At 74.3% G+C, this 15,629-nt stretch carries 16 protein-coding genes; 6 read left to right on the top strand and 10 right to left on the bottom strand.

Annotation, left to right across the window (positions count from 1 at the left end):
* Window positions 1–175: 175 nt before the first annotated feature.
* The 3 genes from ACFYNS_RS12910 to ACFYNS_RS12920 are packed head-to-tail and all read right to left on the bottom strand — an operon-like array spanning window position 176 to window position 3,160.
* The gene (locus ACFYNS_RS12910) at window positions 176–1,324 is read right to left on the bottom strand and encodes an N-acetylglucosamine kinase (RefSeq protein WP_388602569.1); all 1,149 of its coding nucleotides are present in this window, start codon (window positions 1,322–1,324) and stop codon (window positions 176–178) included.
* Window positions 1,321–1,998: a uracil-DNA glycosylase gene (locus ACFYNS_RS12915; RefSeq protein ID WP_360295740.1), complete on the bottom strand. Its 678-nt coding sequence runs from the start codon at window positions 1,996–1,998 to the stop codon at window positions 1,321–1,323. Before ACFYNS_RS12915 ends, ACFYNS_RS12910 begins: the two co-directional genes overlap by 4 nt.
* 55 nt (window positions 1,999–2,053) lie before the next feature.
* On the bottom strand, window positions 2,054–3,160 hold the full coding sequence (locus ACFYNS_RS12920) for an exo-alpha-sialidase (RefSeq protein WP_360295737.1): 1,107 nt from the start codon (window positions 3,158–3,160) through the stop codon (window positions 2,054–2,056).
* 400 nt (window positions 3,161–3,560) lie between these two features.
* Between ACFYNS_RS12920 and ACFYNS_RS12925 the strand changes: the two genes are divergently transcribed.
* Window positions 3,561–4,184 (top strand): DUF6214 family protein, encoded by a 624-nt coding sequence (locus tag ACFYNS_RS12925; RefSeq protein ID WP_388602658.1) that lies wholly within the window; start codon window positions 3,561–3,563, stop codon window positions 4,182–4,184.
* A gap of 178 nt (window positions 4,185–4,362) precedes the next feature.
* On the opposite strand, the gene ACFYNS_RS12930 is transcribed toward ACFYNS_RS12925, so the two are convergent.
* Entirely contained in the window at window positions 4,363–5,067 is a 705-nt protein-coding gene (locus ACFYNS_RS12930) for a helix-turn-helix domain-containing protein (protein ID WP_360295731.1), read from the bottom strand.
* A 363-nt stretch (window positions 5,068–5,430) separates the two neighbouring features.
* Here ACFYNS_RS12930 and ACFYNS_RS12935 point away from each other — a divergent pair, with 363 nt between their 5' ends.
* A complete protein-coding gene (locus ACFYNS_RS12935) occupies window positions 5,431–6,231 on the top strand; it encodes an SAM-dependent methyltransferase (RefSeq protein ID WP_360295729.1) in 801 nt (266 codons plus the stop codon).
* A gap of 47 nt (window positions 6,232–6,278) precedes the next feature.
* Here the strand turns inward: ACFYNS_RS12935 and ACFYNS_RS12940 are convergent, their stop codons facing one another.
* The 4 genes from ACFYNS_RS12940 to ACFYNS_RS12955 form a co-directional block, all read right to left on the bottom strand.
* Entirely contained in the window at window positions 6,279–6,971 is a 693-nt protein-coding gene (locus ACFYNS_RS12940) for a phosphatase PAP2 family protein (protein WP_360295726.1), read from the bottom strand.
* A gap of 91 nt (window positions 6,972–7,062) precedes the next feature.
* The gene (locus ACFYNS_RS12945; RefSeq protein ID WP_388602573.1) at window positions 7,063–8,004 is read right to left on the bottom strand and encodes a M56 family metallopeptidase; all 942 of its coding nucleotides are present in this window, start codon (window positions 8,002–8,004) and stop codon (window positions 7,063–7,065) included.
* 135 nt (window positions 8,005–8,139) lie between these two features.
* Window positions 8,140–8,745, bottom strand: a complete 606-nt coding sequence (locus ACFYNS_RS12950) for a DUF5134 domain-containing protein (protein ID WP_360295722.1) — start codon at window positions 8,743–8,745, stop codon at window positions 8,140–8,142.
* Window positions 8,746–8,833: 88 nt separating this feature from the next.
* A complete protein-coding gene (locus ACFYNS_RS12955; protein ID WP_360295719.1) occupies window positions 8,834–9,214 on the bottom strand; it encodes a hypothetical protein in 381 nt (126 codons plus the stop codon).
* 716 nt (window positions 9,215–9,930) lie between these two features.
* Between ACFYNS_RS12955 and ACFYNS_RS12960 the strand changes: the two genes are divergently transcribed.
* From ACFYNS_RS12960 to ACFYNS_RS12970, 3 genes are all read left to right on the top strand, one after another.
* Entirely contained in the window at window positions 9,931–11,337 is a 1,407-nt protein-coding gene (locus ACFYNS_RS12960; RefSeq protein ID WP_360295716.1) for a hypothetical protein, read from the top strand.
* 134 nt (window positions 11,338–11,471) lie between these two features.
* A complete protein-coding gene (locus ACFYNS_RS12965) occupies window positions 11,472–11,669 on the top strand; it encodes a hypothetical protein (RefSeq protein ID WP_360295713.1) in 198 nt (65 codons plus the stop codon).
* 457 nt (window positions 11,670–12,126) lie between these two features.
* Entirely contained in the window at window positions 12,127–13,371 is a 1,245-nt protein-coding gene (locus ACFYNS_RS12970) for a cytochrome P450 (protein ID WP_360295711.1), read from the top strand.
* A 26-nt stretch (window positions 13,372–13,397) separates the two neighbouring features.
* On the opposite strand, the gene ACFYNS_RS12975 is transcribed toward ACFYNS_RS12970, so the two are convergent.
* Together ACFYNS_RS12975 and ACFYNS_RS12980 are read right to left on the bottom strand one after the other, a co-directional pair.
* Complete coding sequence (locus tag ACFYNS_RS12975; RefSeq protein ID WP_388602576.1) at window positions 13,398–13,682, bottom strand: hypothetical protein; 285 nt, start codon at window positions 13,680–13,682, stop codon at window positions 13,398–13,400.
* Between the two features lie 45 nt (window positions 13,683–13,727).
* Window positions 13,728–14,573, bottom strand: coding sequence for a DUF4232 domain-containing protein (locus ACFYNS_RS12980; protein WP_388602579.1), 846 nt, complete (start codon window positions 14,571–14,573; stop codon window positions 13,728–13,730).
* Between the two features lie 243 nt (window positions 14,574–14,816).
* Here ACFYNS_RS12980 and ACFYNS_RS12985 point away from each other — a divergent pair, with 243 nt between their 5' ends.
* Window positions 14,817–15,572 (top strand): SDR family oxidoreductase, encoded by a 756-nt coding sequence (locus ACFYNS_RS12985; RefSeq protein ID WP_360295704.1) that lies wholly within the window; start codon window positions 14,817–14,819, stop codon window positions 15,570–15,572.
* Window positions 15,573–15,629: the final 57 nt, after the last annotated feature.

A 15,629-nucleotide genomic window follows, 5' to 3' on the forward strand; every position in this document is an offset into this window, starting at 1 on the left:
CATGGGCTTGGCTGTTCGGCCGGGGCAGACCGATGGGCTTATGTCCCGATTCATCCGAGCGAGACGGCTGCTTCTCCGGGCATTCTGGAGTGCGGCCCCCCGCAGAGGATACGGTGCACGAGACCCTGGCCCGCGCTCCGGGCCCGGGCTGGGCGCCGCGCTGCCCGGCTCCGCCTCAGTCCCCGCTGCCCGCGCCCCGGCCAGGCGCCCCCGGGGCTTCCCGGGCGTCCGGATCCGTCACCGACAGCAGCGCCGGATCCCTCGGGAGCGCCAAGGCGCCGTCCGCCAGCCGCGCGGCGACCAGCAGCGCGCCTTCGAGCGGGCCGCCCGCCGCCTCCCCGATCCGGGCGTGCGGAAGCCGCCCGGCCAACTCCGCGCGCAGCGGGCCCTGCAGAGCCTCGCCGAGCTTGAACAGGCCCCCGGTGAAGGCGACCCGCACCGCCCGCCCGCGGCGCTGCGCCGGTCCGCGGTCAGCGGCCGGAGCCTTCGCGGGCGGAGGCCCACCCTCCTGGCCAGGGCACACGGCCGCGGCCGCGGCGGCGATCTCCCGGGCCGCCGCTCGGACGATCCCCGCCGCGACGGCGTCCTCCTCCGCGCACCGGGCGACCTCGGGCGCGAACGAGGCGAGGACGGCCGCCCGGTCCGTCCGCGGATACAGCTGCCCGGGCAGTGCGCTCAGCGGGGTGCCGAACACCGCCTCGGCGCGCCTCCGCAGCGCCCACGAACCTCCCGTCCGGCCGTCGAGGGCGCGCAGCGCCGCCTCCAGTCCGGCGCGCCCGATCCACGCGCCGCTGCCGCAGTCGCCCAGCAGATGCCCCCAGCCGTCGGCGCGCCGCCAGGTCTCCAGATCGGTGCCCATGGCGATCATTCCGGTCCCGGCCGCCACCACGGCACCGGGCCGTTCTCCCAGGGCACCGGCGTACCCGGTCACCGCGTCGGCGGCCAGCGCCAGGCGCCGTACTCCGAACTCCGCCGCGAACACGCCCGGCAGTTCGGCCCGCAGCCCCGTGCCGAGGGTCGCCATCCCGGCGGCGCCCACGCAGGCCGCCGCGAGGTGCGCGGCGCCCGCGTCCGCCAGGAGCCCTCGCACCGCGGGAACCAACTGGCCGGACAGGTGCGCTGCGTCGATTCCGGCCGGACCGGTGCGTACGGGTTCCGGACAGGTGACGGTACCGACGGCTTCCGGTGGCCCGCCGGCCGTGTGTCCGGCGCGGGGGAGGCGCGCCAGCGCGACCCGGAGTCCGGACCCGCCCGAGTCCACGCCCAGCAGCCAGCCACCCGCGCCCCGCGGGGCCGCTCTGGTGCCCTGCGCCGCCGCGGTCACGGCAGGCGCCAGTCCACCGGGTCGACCCCCTGGGCGGCGAGCAGTTCGTTGACCCGGCTGAAGGGCCGCGAGCCGAAGAACCCGCGATCGGCCGACATGGGTGAGGGGTGCGAGGACTCGACCGCGGGCAGTTCGCCCAGCAGCGGACGCAGATTCCGGGCGTCGCGGCCCCACAGCACCGACACCATGGGGCGTCCGCGGGCGACCAGGGCGCGGATCGCCTGCTCGGTGACCTCTTCCCAGCCCTTGCCGCGGTGCGCCGCGGGCCGGCGCGGGGCCGTCGTCAGCGCCCTGTTGAGCAGCAGCACCCCCTGCCTCGTCCACGGCGTCAGATCACCGTTCGAGGGGCGGGGGAGGCCCAGGTCGCTGTGCATCTCCCGGAAGATGTTCTCCAGACTGCCCGGCAGCCGGTGGACGTCCGGAGCCACCGAGAAGGACAGTCCGACGGCGTGCCCGGGCGTGGGATAGGGATCCTGGCCCACGATGAGGACGCGCACCTCGTCGAAGGGCTGCTGGAAGGCCCGCAGCACATTCGGCCCCGACGGCAGGTAGGTCCTCCCCGCGGCGACCTCCGTGCGGAGGAAGTCGCCCATCGCGGCGATCCGTTCGGACACCGGCTCCAGCGCCTTCGCCCAGCCCGGCTCGACAATCTCGTTCAACGGTCGTGCAGCCACGAGCGGTCACTCTACTGGCTCAGCCGGGCGCTCCGGTCCGCACTCGGGGATCTCCTCAGCCGACCACCGCCGCCCGCACACACAGCACGTCCGGCAGGTGCGAGGCCAGCTGCTGCCAGCTCTCGCCCTCGTCCGCGCTGGCGAAGACCTCGCCGTTCCGGTTCCCGAAGTAGATCCCGGCCGGGTCGGCGTCGTCCGTGCTCAGCGCGTCCCGCAGCACCGGTCCGTAGTGCGCGGCCTCGGGAAGGCCCGTCCCCAGCGCCTCCCAGCTGCCGCCCGCATCCTGGGTGCGGTAGACGCGGCAGCGGTGCCCGGACGGCACCCGGTCCGCGTCCGCGTTGAGCGGGAAGAGGTAGGCCACGCCGCCACGCCGCGGATGGGCCGCGACGGGGAAACCGAAGTCCGAGGGGAGGGAGTCGCCGATCGAATGCCAGCTGGAGGCGCTGTCGTCGCTGCGGAAGACGCCCCAGTGGTTCTGCAGGTAGAACCGGTCGGGGTGCTCCGCGTCCCGCGCGATCTTGTGTACGCACTGCCCGTACTCGGGGTAGCGGCGGCCCTCCGGCAGGAACACCGCCGAGACCCCGCGGTTGCACGGCTCCCAGCTCTCGCCGCCGTCCCGGGTGCGGTAGGCGCCGCCGGTCGAGACGGCGACGGTGACTTGCCGCGCGTCCCGCGGGTCGACCAGGACGGTGTGCAGCCCCAGCCCGCCGCCGCCGGGCGCCCACTCCCGTCGGGTGGGGTGCTCCCACAGCGCGCGGACGAGGGAGAAGGACTCGCCGCCGTCCGTGGAGCGGAACAGCCCGCCGGGCTCCGTCCCGGCGTAGACCACACCGGGTTCGTCCTCCCCGCCGGGCTGGAGCTGCCAGACGCGCTCCAGAGAGGCCCCGGTGTCCCGCGGGTAGGCCACCGGGGGCTGCGGGGGCTCCTTCCAGGTCCTGCCCAGGTCGTCGGAGTGGAAGACCGAGGGGCCCCAGTGCGCGCTGTCCCCTCCGGCCAGCAGCCTGGGCGTGGAGCCGCGCCGGTCGATGCTGAAGGAGTAGACGGCCTGCGCGTCGAAATATGGGCCGGTGAAATCCCAGTGCGCTCCGCCTCGCCGGGCCACCGGCCGCCGGGCGAGGAACAGGCCTTTTCTCGTACCTACCGCGAGCAGTACGTCCGCCATTGCGGCACCGCCTTCGAGACGTCGTTGTCCGAGGTGTCCGTCTCCGAGTCGTCCGGAACACGGAACAGTCTGCACCCCCCCACGGACACTCCCCCCGGACTGGCGCGGACGGTGTCCCGGGGCGGCACCCGCCGCGCCCGTTCGGCCCCCGGAGGCGAGCGCCGCGACCCCCGATCGGCGGCATACCGGTGCGCCGAACGGGCTGCGACCGGCTCCGTCGTCAGGGTTGCCCCGGGCCCGGCCGAGCGCGCCGCGCGGGTCCGGCCGCGGACGCCGGGGCTACGGTGCCGCCGTGTCGGAGAGATCCTCATGTCCGTGCTGTGCGTCGGACCAGTCCTGTCGGCAGGACGGCTGCCCGTCCGCGTGCCGGCCCTCGTCGCCGCCCGGTCCCGCGTGGAAACTGCGCGGCTACGGCAGCGGCGCGGGTACTGTCCCGCACGCCGCCGGGGCGCCCTGGTTCGCCGTCGGTGTCAGCCGTCCGGACGGTACCCAGGTGGAGATGGTGGCCGCCGTGGTGGACGGCGGGATCCGGCTGGAGGAGGTGCGGGCCGATCCGCCGCTCTCCCTCCGGGAGTTCGCGGAGCTCGCGCCGTACCTCGGCGAGCGGCTGACGCTGGCCTGCCCCTCCGCGCTCCGGCCGCCGGCGCCCGCCCCCACCGTCCGGACCACCGGGCCCTGCGTGCTGCCCGCGGCGCCGCGCCCCGTCCCGCCGGTGTCCGTCGCTCCGTCCGCCCCCGCGCCCCCGCAGCCCCCCGCACCGGTACCGGCTCCCGCGGCGGCCCCGCAGCGCAGACCGCCAGTGGTTGCGGCGGCGAGAGGGCGGAGGCGGCCGCCCGGGCTCCGCGGCACGGCCGCGCTGCACACGGCGGCCGGTGCCTACTCCGCGGCCCGGGCGCAGGGCCAGGACCCGGTGCTGGCCGTCATGCGGGTCACCGGGCACAGCCGACGCAGGTCACTGCGCGTCATCGCGAGCGCCCGCGACGCGGGGCTGCTGAGCCCGCGTCATGCCCGCCGGCGGCGGTGAACGGCGGTGAACGGGGCAGGCCGGGCACAGCACGCCCGTCCCGCGCGTCCGTACGCGCCGCCTGCGGTGAGCCCGGTGCCCGCTGCCGTGCCCCGTGGCTTCCCGCGGAGTCCGCCGTCGCCGTCCACCGGGCGTGCCGGTCCTGCGCCCCGCGCGGCGCATCGCGCCCCCGCGCGGCTCACGGCCCGCCGTGCGGTCCGGAGCCGGTGCCCCAACCGCACGGACGCAGCCGTTCCAACTGCCGTACCCGGGCCGCATGCGACACCTCGGGGCCGTCCTCCCCCTCGGGCGGCGTCCCCTGCCGCCAGGCGAGGCCGTACCGGGCGAACAGCTCTCCCCGCAGCCGTCCGAGCGGCATCGGTGCACCGGGCAGCAGCACTGCGACGACGGCACCCATCAGATTGGCGCGCAGCAGCGGATAGTCGGTGTCCGGGTCGGGGGAGCCGTAGCGGACCACGGCGCCGCGCAGCACGGCCGCCAGGCGCTGCTGCTCGTCGCACCGGACGAACCCCTCCTGCTGCAGGATCCCCGCCATGTGGGCACGCATCAGCACCGGTTGGCTGCAGGCCAGTCCGAGTACGGCGTCGATGGCCCGCGCCAGCACTTCCCGTCCGCTGTCCGGCCCCTCCGGCGACGGTCCGCGCTCCAGGGCCTCGGTCAGCGTCAGATGCATCAGCCGGTGCACCGCCGACTGGAAGAGCTGCCGCTTGCCGGGGAAGTAGTACGAGATGAGCCCGCGTGCCGAGCCGGCCCGATCGGCGATCGCGCCCAGGGTCGTCGACTCGTACCCGTGCTCGGCGACCAGCTCGACGGTCGCCTGCAGCAGGCGTTCACGCGAGCGTCGGCGCAACTCTTCATTGACCGATGCGCTCCGGGGGGACATCCTGTAACTCCTGCGTTGACTGGCCGGCAGCCAATATATTCAGCACGACTTCGGGTGTTCCCTCCAGGGGAGCCGGAACGCCCGCTGCAGCAGCCGATATCGGGGCGACGCGGGGGATCGCCCCGGTATCGGCGCCGACCAGGCGCCTCGGTGCGGTGAACCGGCGAGGTCCGGGCGAGCGTACCGGCATCTGCGGTCCCGGGACCGACTCTAGAGGACGAGCTTCCGCTCAACACCCCTCCTGACGCCGCGACTTTCCCCGGCCGGCTCCGGCCGCCGCCCCCGGTACGGCAACTGCCCGCCCCCGGTACGTTGGTGCGCACCGAGCGCACGACGCACACACAGCCGAGGGCAGGGAGAGCCATGGTGCCGGGACCGGACCCCAGGGAGATCGACAACACGTTGCCGCATTCGGCGCGGATCTGGAACTACTGGCTCGGCGGCAAGGATTTCTACGACGTCGACCGGCAGGTGGGTGACGAGATCGCGCGCACCAACCCCGGCATCGTGACCACGGCCCGTGCCCAGCGGGCCTTCCTGTGCCGGGCTGTCCGCCACCTCGCAGGGGACCTCGGTATCCGGCAGTTCCTGGATGTCGGCACCGGTCTGCCCACCGTCGACAACACCCACGAGGTCGCCCAGCGCATCGCCCCCGACGCGCGGATCGTCTACGTGGACCACGACCCGCTCGTCCTCACGCACGCCCGCGCCCTGCTGACCAGCACCTCGGAGGGTGTCACCCACTACCTCGACGCCGATCTGCGCGATCCGGACGCCATCATCGAGGGCGCGGCAGGGATACTCGACTTCGACAGGCCCGTGGCGCTGATGCTGCTCGGCGTCGTCGCCCATCTCGCCGACGACAGCGCCTACGACGTGGTGGCGCGGTTGACGGCGGCCCTCCCGGCCGGCAGCCACCTGGTGTTCAGCGACTCGGCCGAAGTGGTCAACCCGGAGGCGGTCCGGGCCATGGTGCGCCAGTGGAACCGCACCAGCGACAACCCGCGCGTCAACCGCTCCCGCGAGCAGATCCTCCGGTTCTTCGACGGACTGGAGGTCCTGGAACCGGGGCTGGTCTCGGTCACCCGGTGGCGCCCCGAGGCGCTTCCCTTCGGTGAACCCGAGGAGGTGGACAACGTGGGCGCGGTGGCCCGCAAGCCCTGAGCGGCCACCGGGAGCGGCCACCGCGGGCTGCCGGGCCCCCGCCGGTCCTATCCGGGTACGGGGCCGGGCAGCCGCTCCCCGGGCCGCAGGGCAGCCCACGCGGCCGCGGACGCCAGTGCCACAGCCGTCCCGAGCAGCGCGCCCACCACGGTGTCCGTCAGCCAGTGCACGCCCAGCCACAGCCGGGTGAACGCGACGCCGAGAACGCTCACCGCGGCGGCGGCGAGCGCCGTCCGCCACCTCGCGGTGGTCACCGGTGTTCCCCGCTCCCGCCACAGCCACAGCAGCACCGTGCACACCAGCGCGGCCGTCAGCACATGCCCCGACGGCATCGCGGCGTACTCCGCCGAGGCCACCGGCTCCGGCCAGTGGGGCCGCTCCCTGCCGAGCGCCGCCTTCATCCCCTGCTGCACCCCGGCGCCGACCAGTGCCGTGCCCGCCGCCCAGTACGCCGCCGGACGCTCCCCGCGCCACAGCAGCCGGACGCACACCGCCGCCAGCAGCAGCCGGAAGGTCCACGGATCCCACACCCAGTCGGTGAGGACCCGCATGGTCCGCGTCAGCGCCGGGTGCTCCAGCGCCGACGTGTGCAGCCCGGAGGCCGTGCTCCGGTCGAGCACGGCCAGCGGTTCCCAGGGCAGCAGGGCCAGGCTGGTCAGCAGCACGGCCGCGGCACCCAGCGCGGCGGCCGCAGCGGCCTGCCACGCGCCTGCCGGACCGGCCCGGGTCGCACCTCGCATGTCCCGATCATCGCCCCTGACACCGGCCGCGGTACAACTCCCGGCGGGTGTTCCCCGCCGGACGGCAGGGGCCTGCCGGTCCGGGAGCGGGTCAGTGGCGCAGCGCGGACAGTCCGGGAGCGAACGCCACGAGTACCGGGATCACCGGTACCAGGGAGGCCACCGCCGTCATCCGCAGCCGGCGGCTGACGGACAGCCGCGGTCCGGGCGCGAGCAGCCGGTGCACCCGTTGCGGCACCAGCGCCACCGGTGTCGGGCAGGGCCCGAAGACCCCGCGCCCTTCGTTCAGTTCCACCAGGGCCAGGGCGATCGTGAGCCTGCCGTAGCGGCGGGAGGCGGCGTCGTCGGCGGCCAGTTCCACCAGCCGGTGCACCTGGTCGCGGAAGCCCGCGAAGACCGGGACCCGCGAGAACCCCGCGGCCAGCGCCGAGGAGCAGTGCAGCAGCCAGTCGTGGCGCGCCCGCGCGTGTCCCTGCTCGTGTTCCAGCACCGCGTCCAGCTGCCGGCCTTTGAGCCGGCCCAGCGCGCCGGTGGTGATGGCCAACTGCGGGTTGGCGCCCGGCAGCCACCAGGCGTCCGCCTTCTCCTCCTCCAGGATCACCAGCCGCTCGCTCGAGGAGGTGCTCTCGCCCGGCAGGCGCGGTGCACGCTCGCGCAGCTCCGCCCGCCGCCTGCGGCGCCTGGCCCGCGCGTCCCTGATCTCCCGCAGCAGCATCGCGCCGGTCCAGGCACCTCCGCAGGCCAGCAACACGCTCAGGGCGCCGGCCCAGAGCGTGGAGGCACTGGAGGAGTACGCCTCGGCCACACCGTGCGGCGCCCCGGCGAAGACGTGGCTGCGTACCGCGGTGAAGGCGGCCGCACCCGAGAGGGCCATCGCCAGCAAGCAGCACAGCAGCACCGCTCCCACCACGCACTGCCACACCCACAGGGCGAGGACCGGTTCCCGGTCGGGCCAGGTGGAGCGGGTCAGTACGCGCGGCGCGAGACCCGCGGCGAACAGGGCGAGCACCATCAGCGCGAGCGGGACGGTCATACCACTCAGCCTAGAAGGCCGTTACGAGACAGTGATACGCCCGGCAGTGCAGAAGTGACGCGGTTCACAACCCTGCCCGGGTTTCCGGCCGGTGCCGCGCGCGGGGGAGGGCCTCCGGTCCTGCGCGGGCGCTCCTCAGAGCGCGAGCAGCATCGCGAACATCCCCGTCCCCATGGCGACTCTGCAGCCGGCCGCGACCCCGGCCTGCCGCGCCACGGGCGGCATCGCGGTCCTCCGTGCGGCGGGGCCGCTCGCCGGGGCGGCTCCCGCCGGCATCAGACGCGTCCCGGTCCAGAGCACGTATCCGGCGAAGTAGACCAGCAGCATCCCCGTCACCAGCGGCAGGCCCCCCGCTCCGGAGTGGTGCGCGGCCGCTCCGCCGGACGGGCCCAGGGCCATCGCCAGCGACATGTACACCATCGCCGCGCTCCCCAGGAAATGGTGCAGATGCCGTCCCGGCGAGGCGGCTGTGTGCCGCTCGGCCGCCGTCAGCCGCAGCTCACGCACCAGCAGCGCGCCGAACAGCGCGCCGAAGACCCACCCCGAGACCGTGTGCCCCGTGGGCGTTCCGCTCCAGGGGGCCGGTGCGGCCATCGCCGCCATCCCGAACCCCATCGCGGCCTCACCTCCCGCCTCCGCCCGCCGGCCCGGTCCGGCGCCGCGGGCCCGCAGCAGGCATGAGACGCCCGCCACCGCGCAGAGCGCCGTCAGCAGCCATCCGACCGTGGCAGGGCCGTGCATCCGCCCACCTCCCCGCGGAAGGCTGCCCGCCGGCGGACAGCACACGGGAGCGCACGGGCGCAGTGAGGGCGCGTCCGCCTCCGGTGCTTCAGCGGGGCCGGGGGGCGGTGTGCCCCATCATCTCGGTGGCCTCCAACAGCGGCATGCCCAGGTCCTGGAGGAGAACGCGGGTGTCGTCCGTGTGGTCCGGGAGAAAGGCGTGGTCGCCGTGTCCGGTGGGGCTTTCGCCGCCCGGGTGTCCTCCTCGCTCGTCAGCGGCCCCGTGTGCGTGGTCGCGGATGCGGCGGCTGAGCAGCTGCCAGGCGTAGGCGTTGGTGTGGGGGCTGCGCAGTGCCTGGTCCCACTGGTCGGCCAACTCGGCGAAGGCCAGGCGTACAACGGTGTCCGCCTGCCGTGCATCGGCCAGGCGGTTGTGCGCGTACTCCAGATACCGTTGCCGGTAGAGGACGCAGAAAGCGGTGAAGGCCACCGGAGGTTCCGGTACGGATTCCGGGTGCTGCGGCTCCCGGCAGGTCTGTGGCGGCGCCGTGGGCGCGGCGCTCTGTTCGCACGGCAAGGGCATACGAACGTTCAACGTTCCTCTCCCCTCCCATCCCTCCGTCGCGGTTCCCCTCCTGCGGAAGCTACAGCTCCAGATGCGTCGGGCGCCACGAGCTTCTGCACCGTGCAAATTCATCGGCAATTGCACGAGCAGTCGCCCTGCATGAAAGCCGGTTCGGTGTCGAACCTCCGAGCGAGGAATTGCCGCGCCATTGTTCTTCTGTGATCGACGCAGATCGATTTAGCCAAATTCGATAGCATTCTTGATGTGTTGCTGGTCGGGCTGTCGCTCTTCACTCCGCGCCGGAGCCACATGCCAACCATCGGAGTGAGCCACGCGGAATTCACTCTTGAGGGTGGCGAACCGGCACCGCGTCCGAATCAGCCGCAATGTCCCCCGAGGTCGGGGCAGGTGGCGGCAGCCGGATCGCCGACGCCGACGCCGTCGTGTTGAATTGGAGTCCGCCGTCGAAGGGTTGGAGGTCGCCGTAGCGAGGGGCTCGGCTGCGGGCCCGGCGGGAGCGCGCCACCGGCCCGGCACGGCCGGGCAGGGCCGCCTGCGCTCCGCGTGGCGGCAACGGCCCACCGGGGCCTTGGGCTGACAACTGTCCGTGTTCTGATCGGTTTGGTGTGTGGGGGGTTCTGGTGTCGGTTCCGGGTGCGGGCTCCGAAGGCGCGAGCGACGGAGTGCTGGTGATGGCGGGTGTCGGCGGGGGCCTGATGGACGTCGGCGTCGTGATGGCGGGCCTGGGCGGAGTGTCCTGGAGCGGCATACTCGCCGGTGCGGACGTGCACACCGCCGGTCCCGGCGCGGTGAACGTCGTGGAACTGGCCGGTCCGGTCGATCCGCAGATGGTGCTGGCGCGCGTGCGCCTGGTGGCCGGTGCCTCCGGCCGGCTCCTGGTGGTCGTGGTGGGAGAACTGCGCAAGGACCCGCGCAAGGGCGGGCTGCACATCGGACTGGGAGCGCCCGGCCAGCACTCGGCCGCGGTGCGGTACAGCGGGCTGCCCTGGGAGTGGCTGACCGCGGAGCTGGCCGTGCGGCCTCCCGGGTCGACCACCGTGCTGCTGGATGTGGCCACCGAGCCCGGCGCGTGGGAGGCGGTCCGGGTGGGCGGCCTGCCGGACGCCCACGGGGTGGCCGTGCTGGGCCGCGTGGTCCGGCACAGCCGCGAGTCCGCGTGGCGCCGGCTGCGCGGCGGCAACGCCCCCGTGGAGCCCGCCTATCTGATGGAGTGCATTCGGCTGTGGCGGGCGGGCGGCCGGATGCCGTTCGCCGAACTGCATCAGCGGGCGGCGGCCGTCTCCGGAACGACGGAGCACGAGCAGGCGCTGTTCGTCGCCTCGTCCGCGGCCGCGGCACCTGTGGCGGTCCCGCAGCCGGCGGCCGGACCGCCGGACGGCTACCAACCCGCTGCCGCACCCGTGAGCCCGACCGGATGGGAGCACCAGCCCCCGCCGGACCTCCCCGCCCAGTGGCAGCCTGCCGCTCCCCACCCGCTGGCGGTCCCGGCTCCGCACGGGCAGACCGGTGCCGAGCCGGTGCCCGGGAACGGGGCGGCCTCCCGGCACCAGCCCGCGCCGCCGCCCCCGGCGGCCCGCGGTCCGCGTACGGAGCCGGCCGAGGACCCGCACGAAACGATCATGGCTGCGGCCCGCGCCGGCCGCCACGAGGAGGCCGAGACGCTCGCGGTGGGCTGGGAGGAGGCCGCCGAGCGTACGGAGGGGCCCGGTTCGGAAGGAGCGCTGCACTGGGTGGAGGTCCGCGCCGACCTCGCCCGGCTGGCCGGTGCCCCGGCCCGCAGTTGCGAACTGTGGCTGCGGGTTGCCCGTGGGCGTCTCGAACGCGGCGAGTCCGAGCGGGCCTTGGAGGTGGAGGGCGCCGTGGACCGGGCCCACCACCAGTGGCAGTGCCTGGACGAGGGGGAGACCGCCCGCGAGTTGGCCCCGGAACTGGTCCTCCTGCGCCGCCGGGTCCCCGGCCGCCAGCCCGGTGCGGTACGACTGGTGGAGGAACGCGCGGAGCGGCTGCTCGGCGGTGTCGAACAGTGAACCCTCGGTAACGGCCGCACGAGTGGCACCGGCTGGTCCGTTCGCAGCAGCACCGGACCGGCCGCCCGCACCGCCGCCGACCGCTCCCGGACGCTGGGTGGCGTACTGCCCCAGACGTCTCCTGAGGAGCGCGCATGTTCCGTCGATCCGTACTGGCCCTGGCCACGCTGCTGGCCACGACCGTCCTCGCGGTGGCACCCGCCGCTGCGGCCGCCGAAGCCCCCGTGCCGAAGACCGACGAGCTGACCCCCCGTGAACAGGCCGCACTCAAGGCCGCGGAGAAGGCCCTGGGCACGCTGCTGGGCGGTGCGGTGTCCCTGGGCGGGAACTGAGGGGATCCGGCGCCGGGTACCCGGCCGGGACCGCGGCCGGCCGGCCCGGTTCCCGCCGGGGCGGCGGCGGTCGGCCCGCCGGTGTGCCCGGGGCGGCATGACCCGTCCCGAGTGCGTCCGCCGACCGCCCGGGAGCGGCCCGGGGATCGGCCGCGGGCCACCACTGCGCCCCCGGCCTCGGCCGCGCCGGGAAGGATGCGACGCACCGCCAACTTTTCGCCGCGCGTACCGCCTTCGGAAGCCCGTCCGGGCCGGCACGGGGAGAGAACCGCACCCGCCGGGCGCCCCTGTGGAGCGTGCGGCCGGTGGGCCGGGGCGCCCGGGCCCTGGCGCATGCCGCACAACGTGAGATGATCTTGCACCGTCTGACCCCTACACGGACGCGTGATCGGCTCGTACTGTGGGCAGGCGTCACCGCGTCAATTCCCCGCCCCCCGAACGGAGATTGCGACTCACCGTGTCTGTTCCCGAGCTTTTGACTCTCGATCCCACCGGTAGCGACCCGCACGGTGAACACAAGGCCCTCCATGCGCGGGGGCCGGCGACCCGGGTCGACCTGCTGGGCGTCACCGCCTGGTCGGTCAGCGACCCGGTCCTCCTCAAGAAGCTGCTGACCGGCCCGGATGTCTCCAAGGACGCGCGGCAGCACTGGCCGCAGTTCGCCGAGACGGTTCCCACCTGGCCGCTGGCGCTGTGGGTCGCGGTGGAGAACATGTTCACCTCGTTCGGCAGCGACCACCGCAGGCTGCGCAGGATGGTGGCCCCCTCCTTCAGCGCACGCCGGGTGGCGGCGCTCGGCGAGCGCGTCGAGAGCATCGTCGACGACCTGCTGGACGTGCTGGCGCGCACCCCCGAAGGGGAAGCGGCGGATGTGCGGGAGCTGTTCGCCTACCCGCTGCCCATCCAGGTGATCTGCCATCTGATGGGGGTGCCGGAGGGGCGTCGTGCGGGCTTCCGCCAACTGGTCGACAACGTCTTCGCCACCACGCTGACCCCCGAGGAGGCCGCCGCCAACACCGCGAGCCTCTACGGAGTGCTCGACGAGTTGATAGCCGAGAAGCGCGAGCAGCCCGGCGAGGACATGACCTCCCTGCTCATCGACGCGCGGGACGAGGAGGGAGACGGGTCCGCGCTCTCGGAGGCCGAACTGCGCGACACCCTGCTGCTGATGATCAGCGCGGGCTACGAGACCACGGTCAACCTCCTCGACCAAGCCATCACCGTGCTGCTCACCCACCCCGAGCAGCTGGCGCTCGTCCGCGAGGGCCGCGCCGACTGGGCCGGCGTGGTCGAGGAGACGCTGCGCTTCGAACCGGCCGTCAAGCACCTGCCGCTGCGCTTCGCCGTCCGCGACATCCCGCTGCCCGACGGGCAGGTCATCGCCAAGGGCGAGCCTGTCCTCGCCTCGTACGCCGCCGCCAACCGGCACCCCGACTGGCACGGCGAGAGCGCGGACACCTTCGACCTCACCCGCACCGATCCCGGCCCCGAGCACCTCGCCTTCGGCCACGGGGTGCACTTCTGCCTCGGCGCCCCGCTCGCCCGCCTGGAGGGCATCACGGCGCTGGAGAAGTTCTTCGCCCGCTTCCCCGACGCCCGGCTGGGCGTCCCGGAGGAGGAGCTGCGCCCCGTTCCCTCTCTCATCAGCAACGGTCACCAGACCCTCCCGGTGGTGCTGCGCCCGCGGTCCGCCGCGGACTGAGCGGCCGGCCGGGTCCCGGTGCCCGGCTACCGCTCCTCGTCCGGCCGGGCGGCGTCGCACGTCTCACGCGTGCGGCGCCGCTTGGCGAGCAGGCCGGTGCCCGCGACCACCAGACCGACGGCCACGACCTTGGCGGCCCCGTACAGGTTCGGATATGTGTCCGGAGCCGCGTGGCCGGTGAGGAAGAGGGCGGCGGCCGCCCCCACGCCCAGCAGGATCAGCACGATTCCGCCCACCGGCCCAGTGCCTCCCCACCACGGTGCGGACTCCGCCTCCGGGGTGCGGGGCTCGTCGGTGTGCCGGTCGCTCATCCGGTTCCTTCCAAAGGTCTGCCGATCGCGTGCGGGGCGGGGCGCTCAGCCGCCGGTGCCGGGGGAGACCGGGCCGATCTTCGGCACCGATGCGTCCCCCGAAGCGGTCACCGGACCGCCGGACCATCCGACCCGCAGCGAGGACTGCTGGTCGGGCGGGGTGAGCAGCGCGCCGTCCGGGGTGACGGTCGCGGTACCCGTCATCCGTGGGTCGGCGAACGACAGCGGCGCCCAGGCGCTCGAGCCGGGCGCCAGCTCGACCTGCTGCGCGCTGCTGCCCTCGCGCTGCGGGGGGACGGAGACCCGGTTCCCCGAGGCGTCGACGAAGGCGAACCCCGGGAAGCCGCTCATCGTGCAGGAGCTGCCGGAGTTGTTGGTGAAGACCAGCGCGTGGTGGTGCTGGCCGGCCCCCGGGTGGTTGGGGCCGATGGACGCCGTGAGGTCGGAGGCCGCGCACGCGCCTCCCGAGCCGGAGCCGGGCTCGGTGCCGTCGCCGCCGGCGTCCGTGCCGCCGCCACCGGGTCCGCCGTCCGCGGAGCTGCCGGAGCCTTCGGAGGACGAAGCAGAGGGCTCGGTGCTCCCACCGTCGCCCTTCTTGCCCTTGCTGTCGCCGTCCTTCGCGCTGTCGCCCTTCTCCTTGCCGGACGGGGAGATCCCCGCGGGCGTCGCCTCACCGGAGACCCGCCGGAGTTCCGGGGCGCCGCCGTCCTGACTGCCGCACCCGGCCAGCAGTCCCGCCGCCACCAGCGCCGCGGCGGCCGACGCGGCGGCTCTCGCCGGATGCCGGAGGCGGGCGCGCCGCGCGAGGGAGCTGCCGCCCGCGGCAGGGGCCGTCCGCGCGCGCCGGTTCGCCCTCGGGGTGGCGTAGGTCATGTCCGCGTCCGGTGCCATCGCTCTCGTCGACTCCCTGCTCGTGTCCCTGCTCGTGCTGTCCCCCGCTGTCGGACCGTGCACAGCCTTCGACGGCGGGGCGGACGGAAAAGTTCACGGTGGTCGAAGCCCTGTTCTCCACCGCCCCCCTCGCACCCTAAGGGGGGGGACCGGCGATCCCCGGACAGGTGCTGCCTTCCTCCCGTTCCCCGCCCGCAGCATCGTTGAGCTGCAGGAACCCGCTTCGTGAACGGAGAACACGGCATGACCCGCATCGCTCTGATCACCGGTGCCAACCGCGGACTGGGCCGCAGCACCGCGCTGCACCTCGCCGAGGCCGGCACCGATGTGCTGCTCACCTACCGCTCGCACGCGGCCGAGGCCGAGGCCGTCGTCGCGCAGCTCCGTGCGCTGGGCCGGACGGCGGTCGCGCTGCCGCTGGACGCCTCGGACACCGCCGCCTTCCCGGCCTTCGCCGACACCGTGCGCGGGGTGCTCAAGGAGCACTGGGACCGCGAGGACTTCGACATCCTGCTCAACAACGCCGGACACGGCGTGCACAGGCCGTTCGTGGAGACCACCGAGGAGGAATTCGACGGGCTGATGAACGTCCACGTCAAGGGCGTCTTCTTCCTCACCAAGGCGCTGCTGCCGCTGCTCGTGGACGGCGGCACGATCCTCAACACCTCCACCGGGCTGACCCGCTTCGTCGCCGCCGAGACGTCCGCTTACGCGGCGGCGAAGGGCGCGGTCGAGGTCCTCACCCGCTATCTCGCCAAGGAACTGGGGCCGCGCGGAATCGCCGTCAACGTGCTGGCCCCCGGTGCCACCGCGACCGACTTCGGCGGCGGCGCCGTCCGCGACCGGCAGGAGACCCGGTCCGCTCTCGGTGCGGTCACCGCGAGGGGCAGGGTCGGCGAGGCGGACGACATCGGTGCCGCCGCCGCGGCGCTGCTCGCCGAGGGCACGTCCTGGATCACCGGCCAGCGCATCGAGGCATCGGGCGGCATGCTGCTGTAGGCGACCGCGGGGGAGGGAGAATGGCACCGTACCGGCGAGCGACGGACAGGGAGTGGC

The organism is Streptomyces sp. NPDC006925 (assembly GCF_042869575.1).
GTDB lineage: Bacteria > Actinomycetota > Actinomycetes > Streptomycetales > Streptomycetaceae > Streptomyces.

Coding starts and splice junctions, on each gene's coding strand:
- ACFYNS_RS12920 (WP_360295737.1), bottom strand. CDS start 3,160: ATGGCGGACGTACTGCTCGCGGTAGGTACGAGAAAAGGCCTGTTCCTC.
- ACFYNS_RS12930 (WP_360295731.1), bottom strand. CDS start 5,067: ATGTCCCCCCGGAGCGCATCGGTCAATGAAGAGTTGCGCCGACGCTCG.
- ACFYNS_RS12935 (WP_360295729.1), top strand. CDS start 5,431: ATGGTGCCGGGACCGGACCCCAGGGAGATCGACAACACGTTGCCGCAT.
- ACFYNS_RS12940 (WP_360295726.1), bottom strand. CDS start 6,971: ATGCGAGGTGCGACCCGGGCCGGTCCGGCAGGCGCGTGGCAGGCCGCT.
- ACFYNS_RS12945 (WP_388602573.1), bottom strand. CDS start 8,004: ATGACCGTCCCGCTCGCGCTGATGGTGCTCGCCCTGTTCGCCGCGGGT.
- ACFYNS_RS12950 (WP_360295722.1), bottom strand. CDS start 8,745: ATGCACGGCCCTGCCACGGTCGGATGGCTGCTGACGGCGCTCTGCGCG.
- ACFYNS_RS12965 (WP_360295713.1), top strand. CDS start 11,472: ATGTTCCGTCGATCCGTACTGGCCCTGGCCACGCTGCTGGCCACGACC.
- ACFYNS_RS12975 (WP_388602576.1), bottom strand. CDS start 13,682: ATGAGCGACCGGCACACCGACGAGCCCCGCACCCCGGAGGCGGAGTCC.
- ACFYNS_RS12980 (WP_388602579.1), bottom strand. CDS start 14,573: ATGGCACCGGACGCGGACATGACCTACGCCACCCCGAGGGCGAACCGG.
- ACFYNS_RS12985 (WP_360295704.1), top strand. CDS start 14,817: ATGACCCGCATCGCTCTGATCACCGGTGCCAACCGCGGACTGGGCCGC.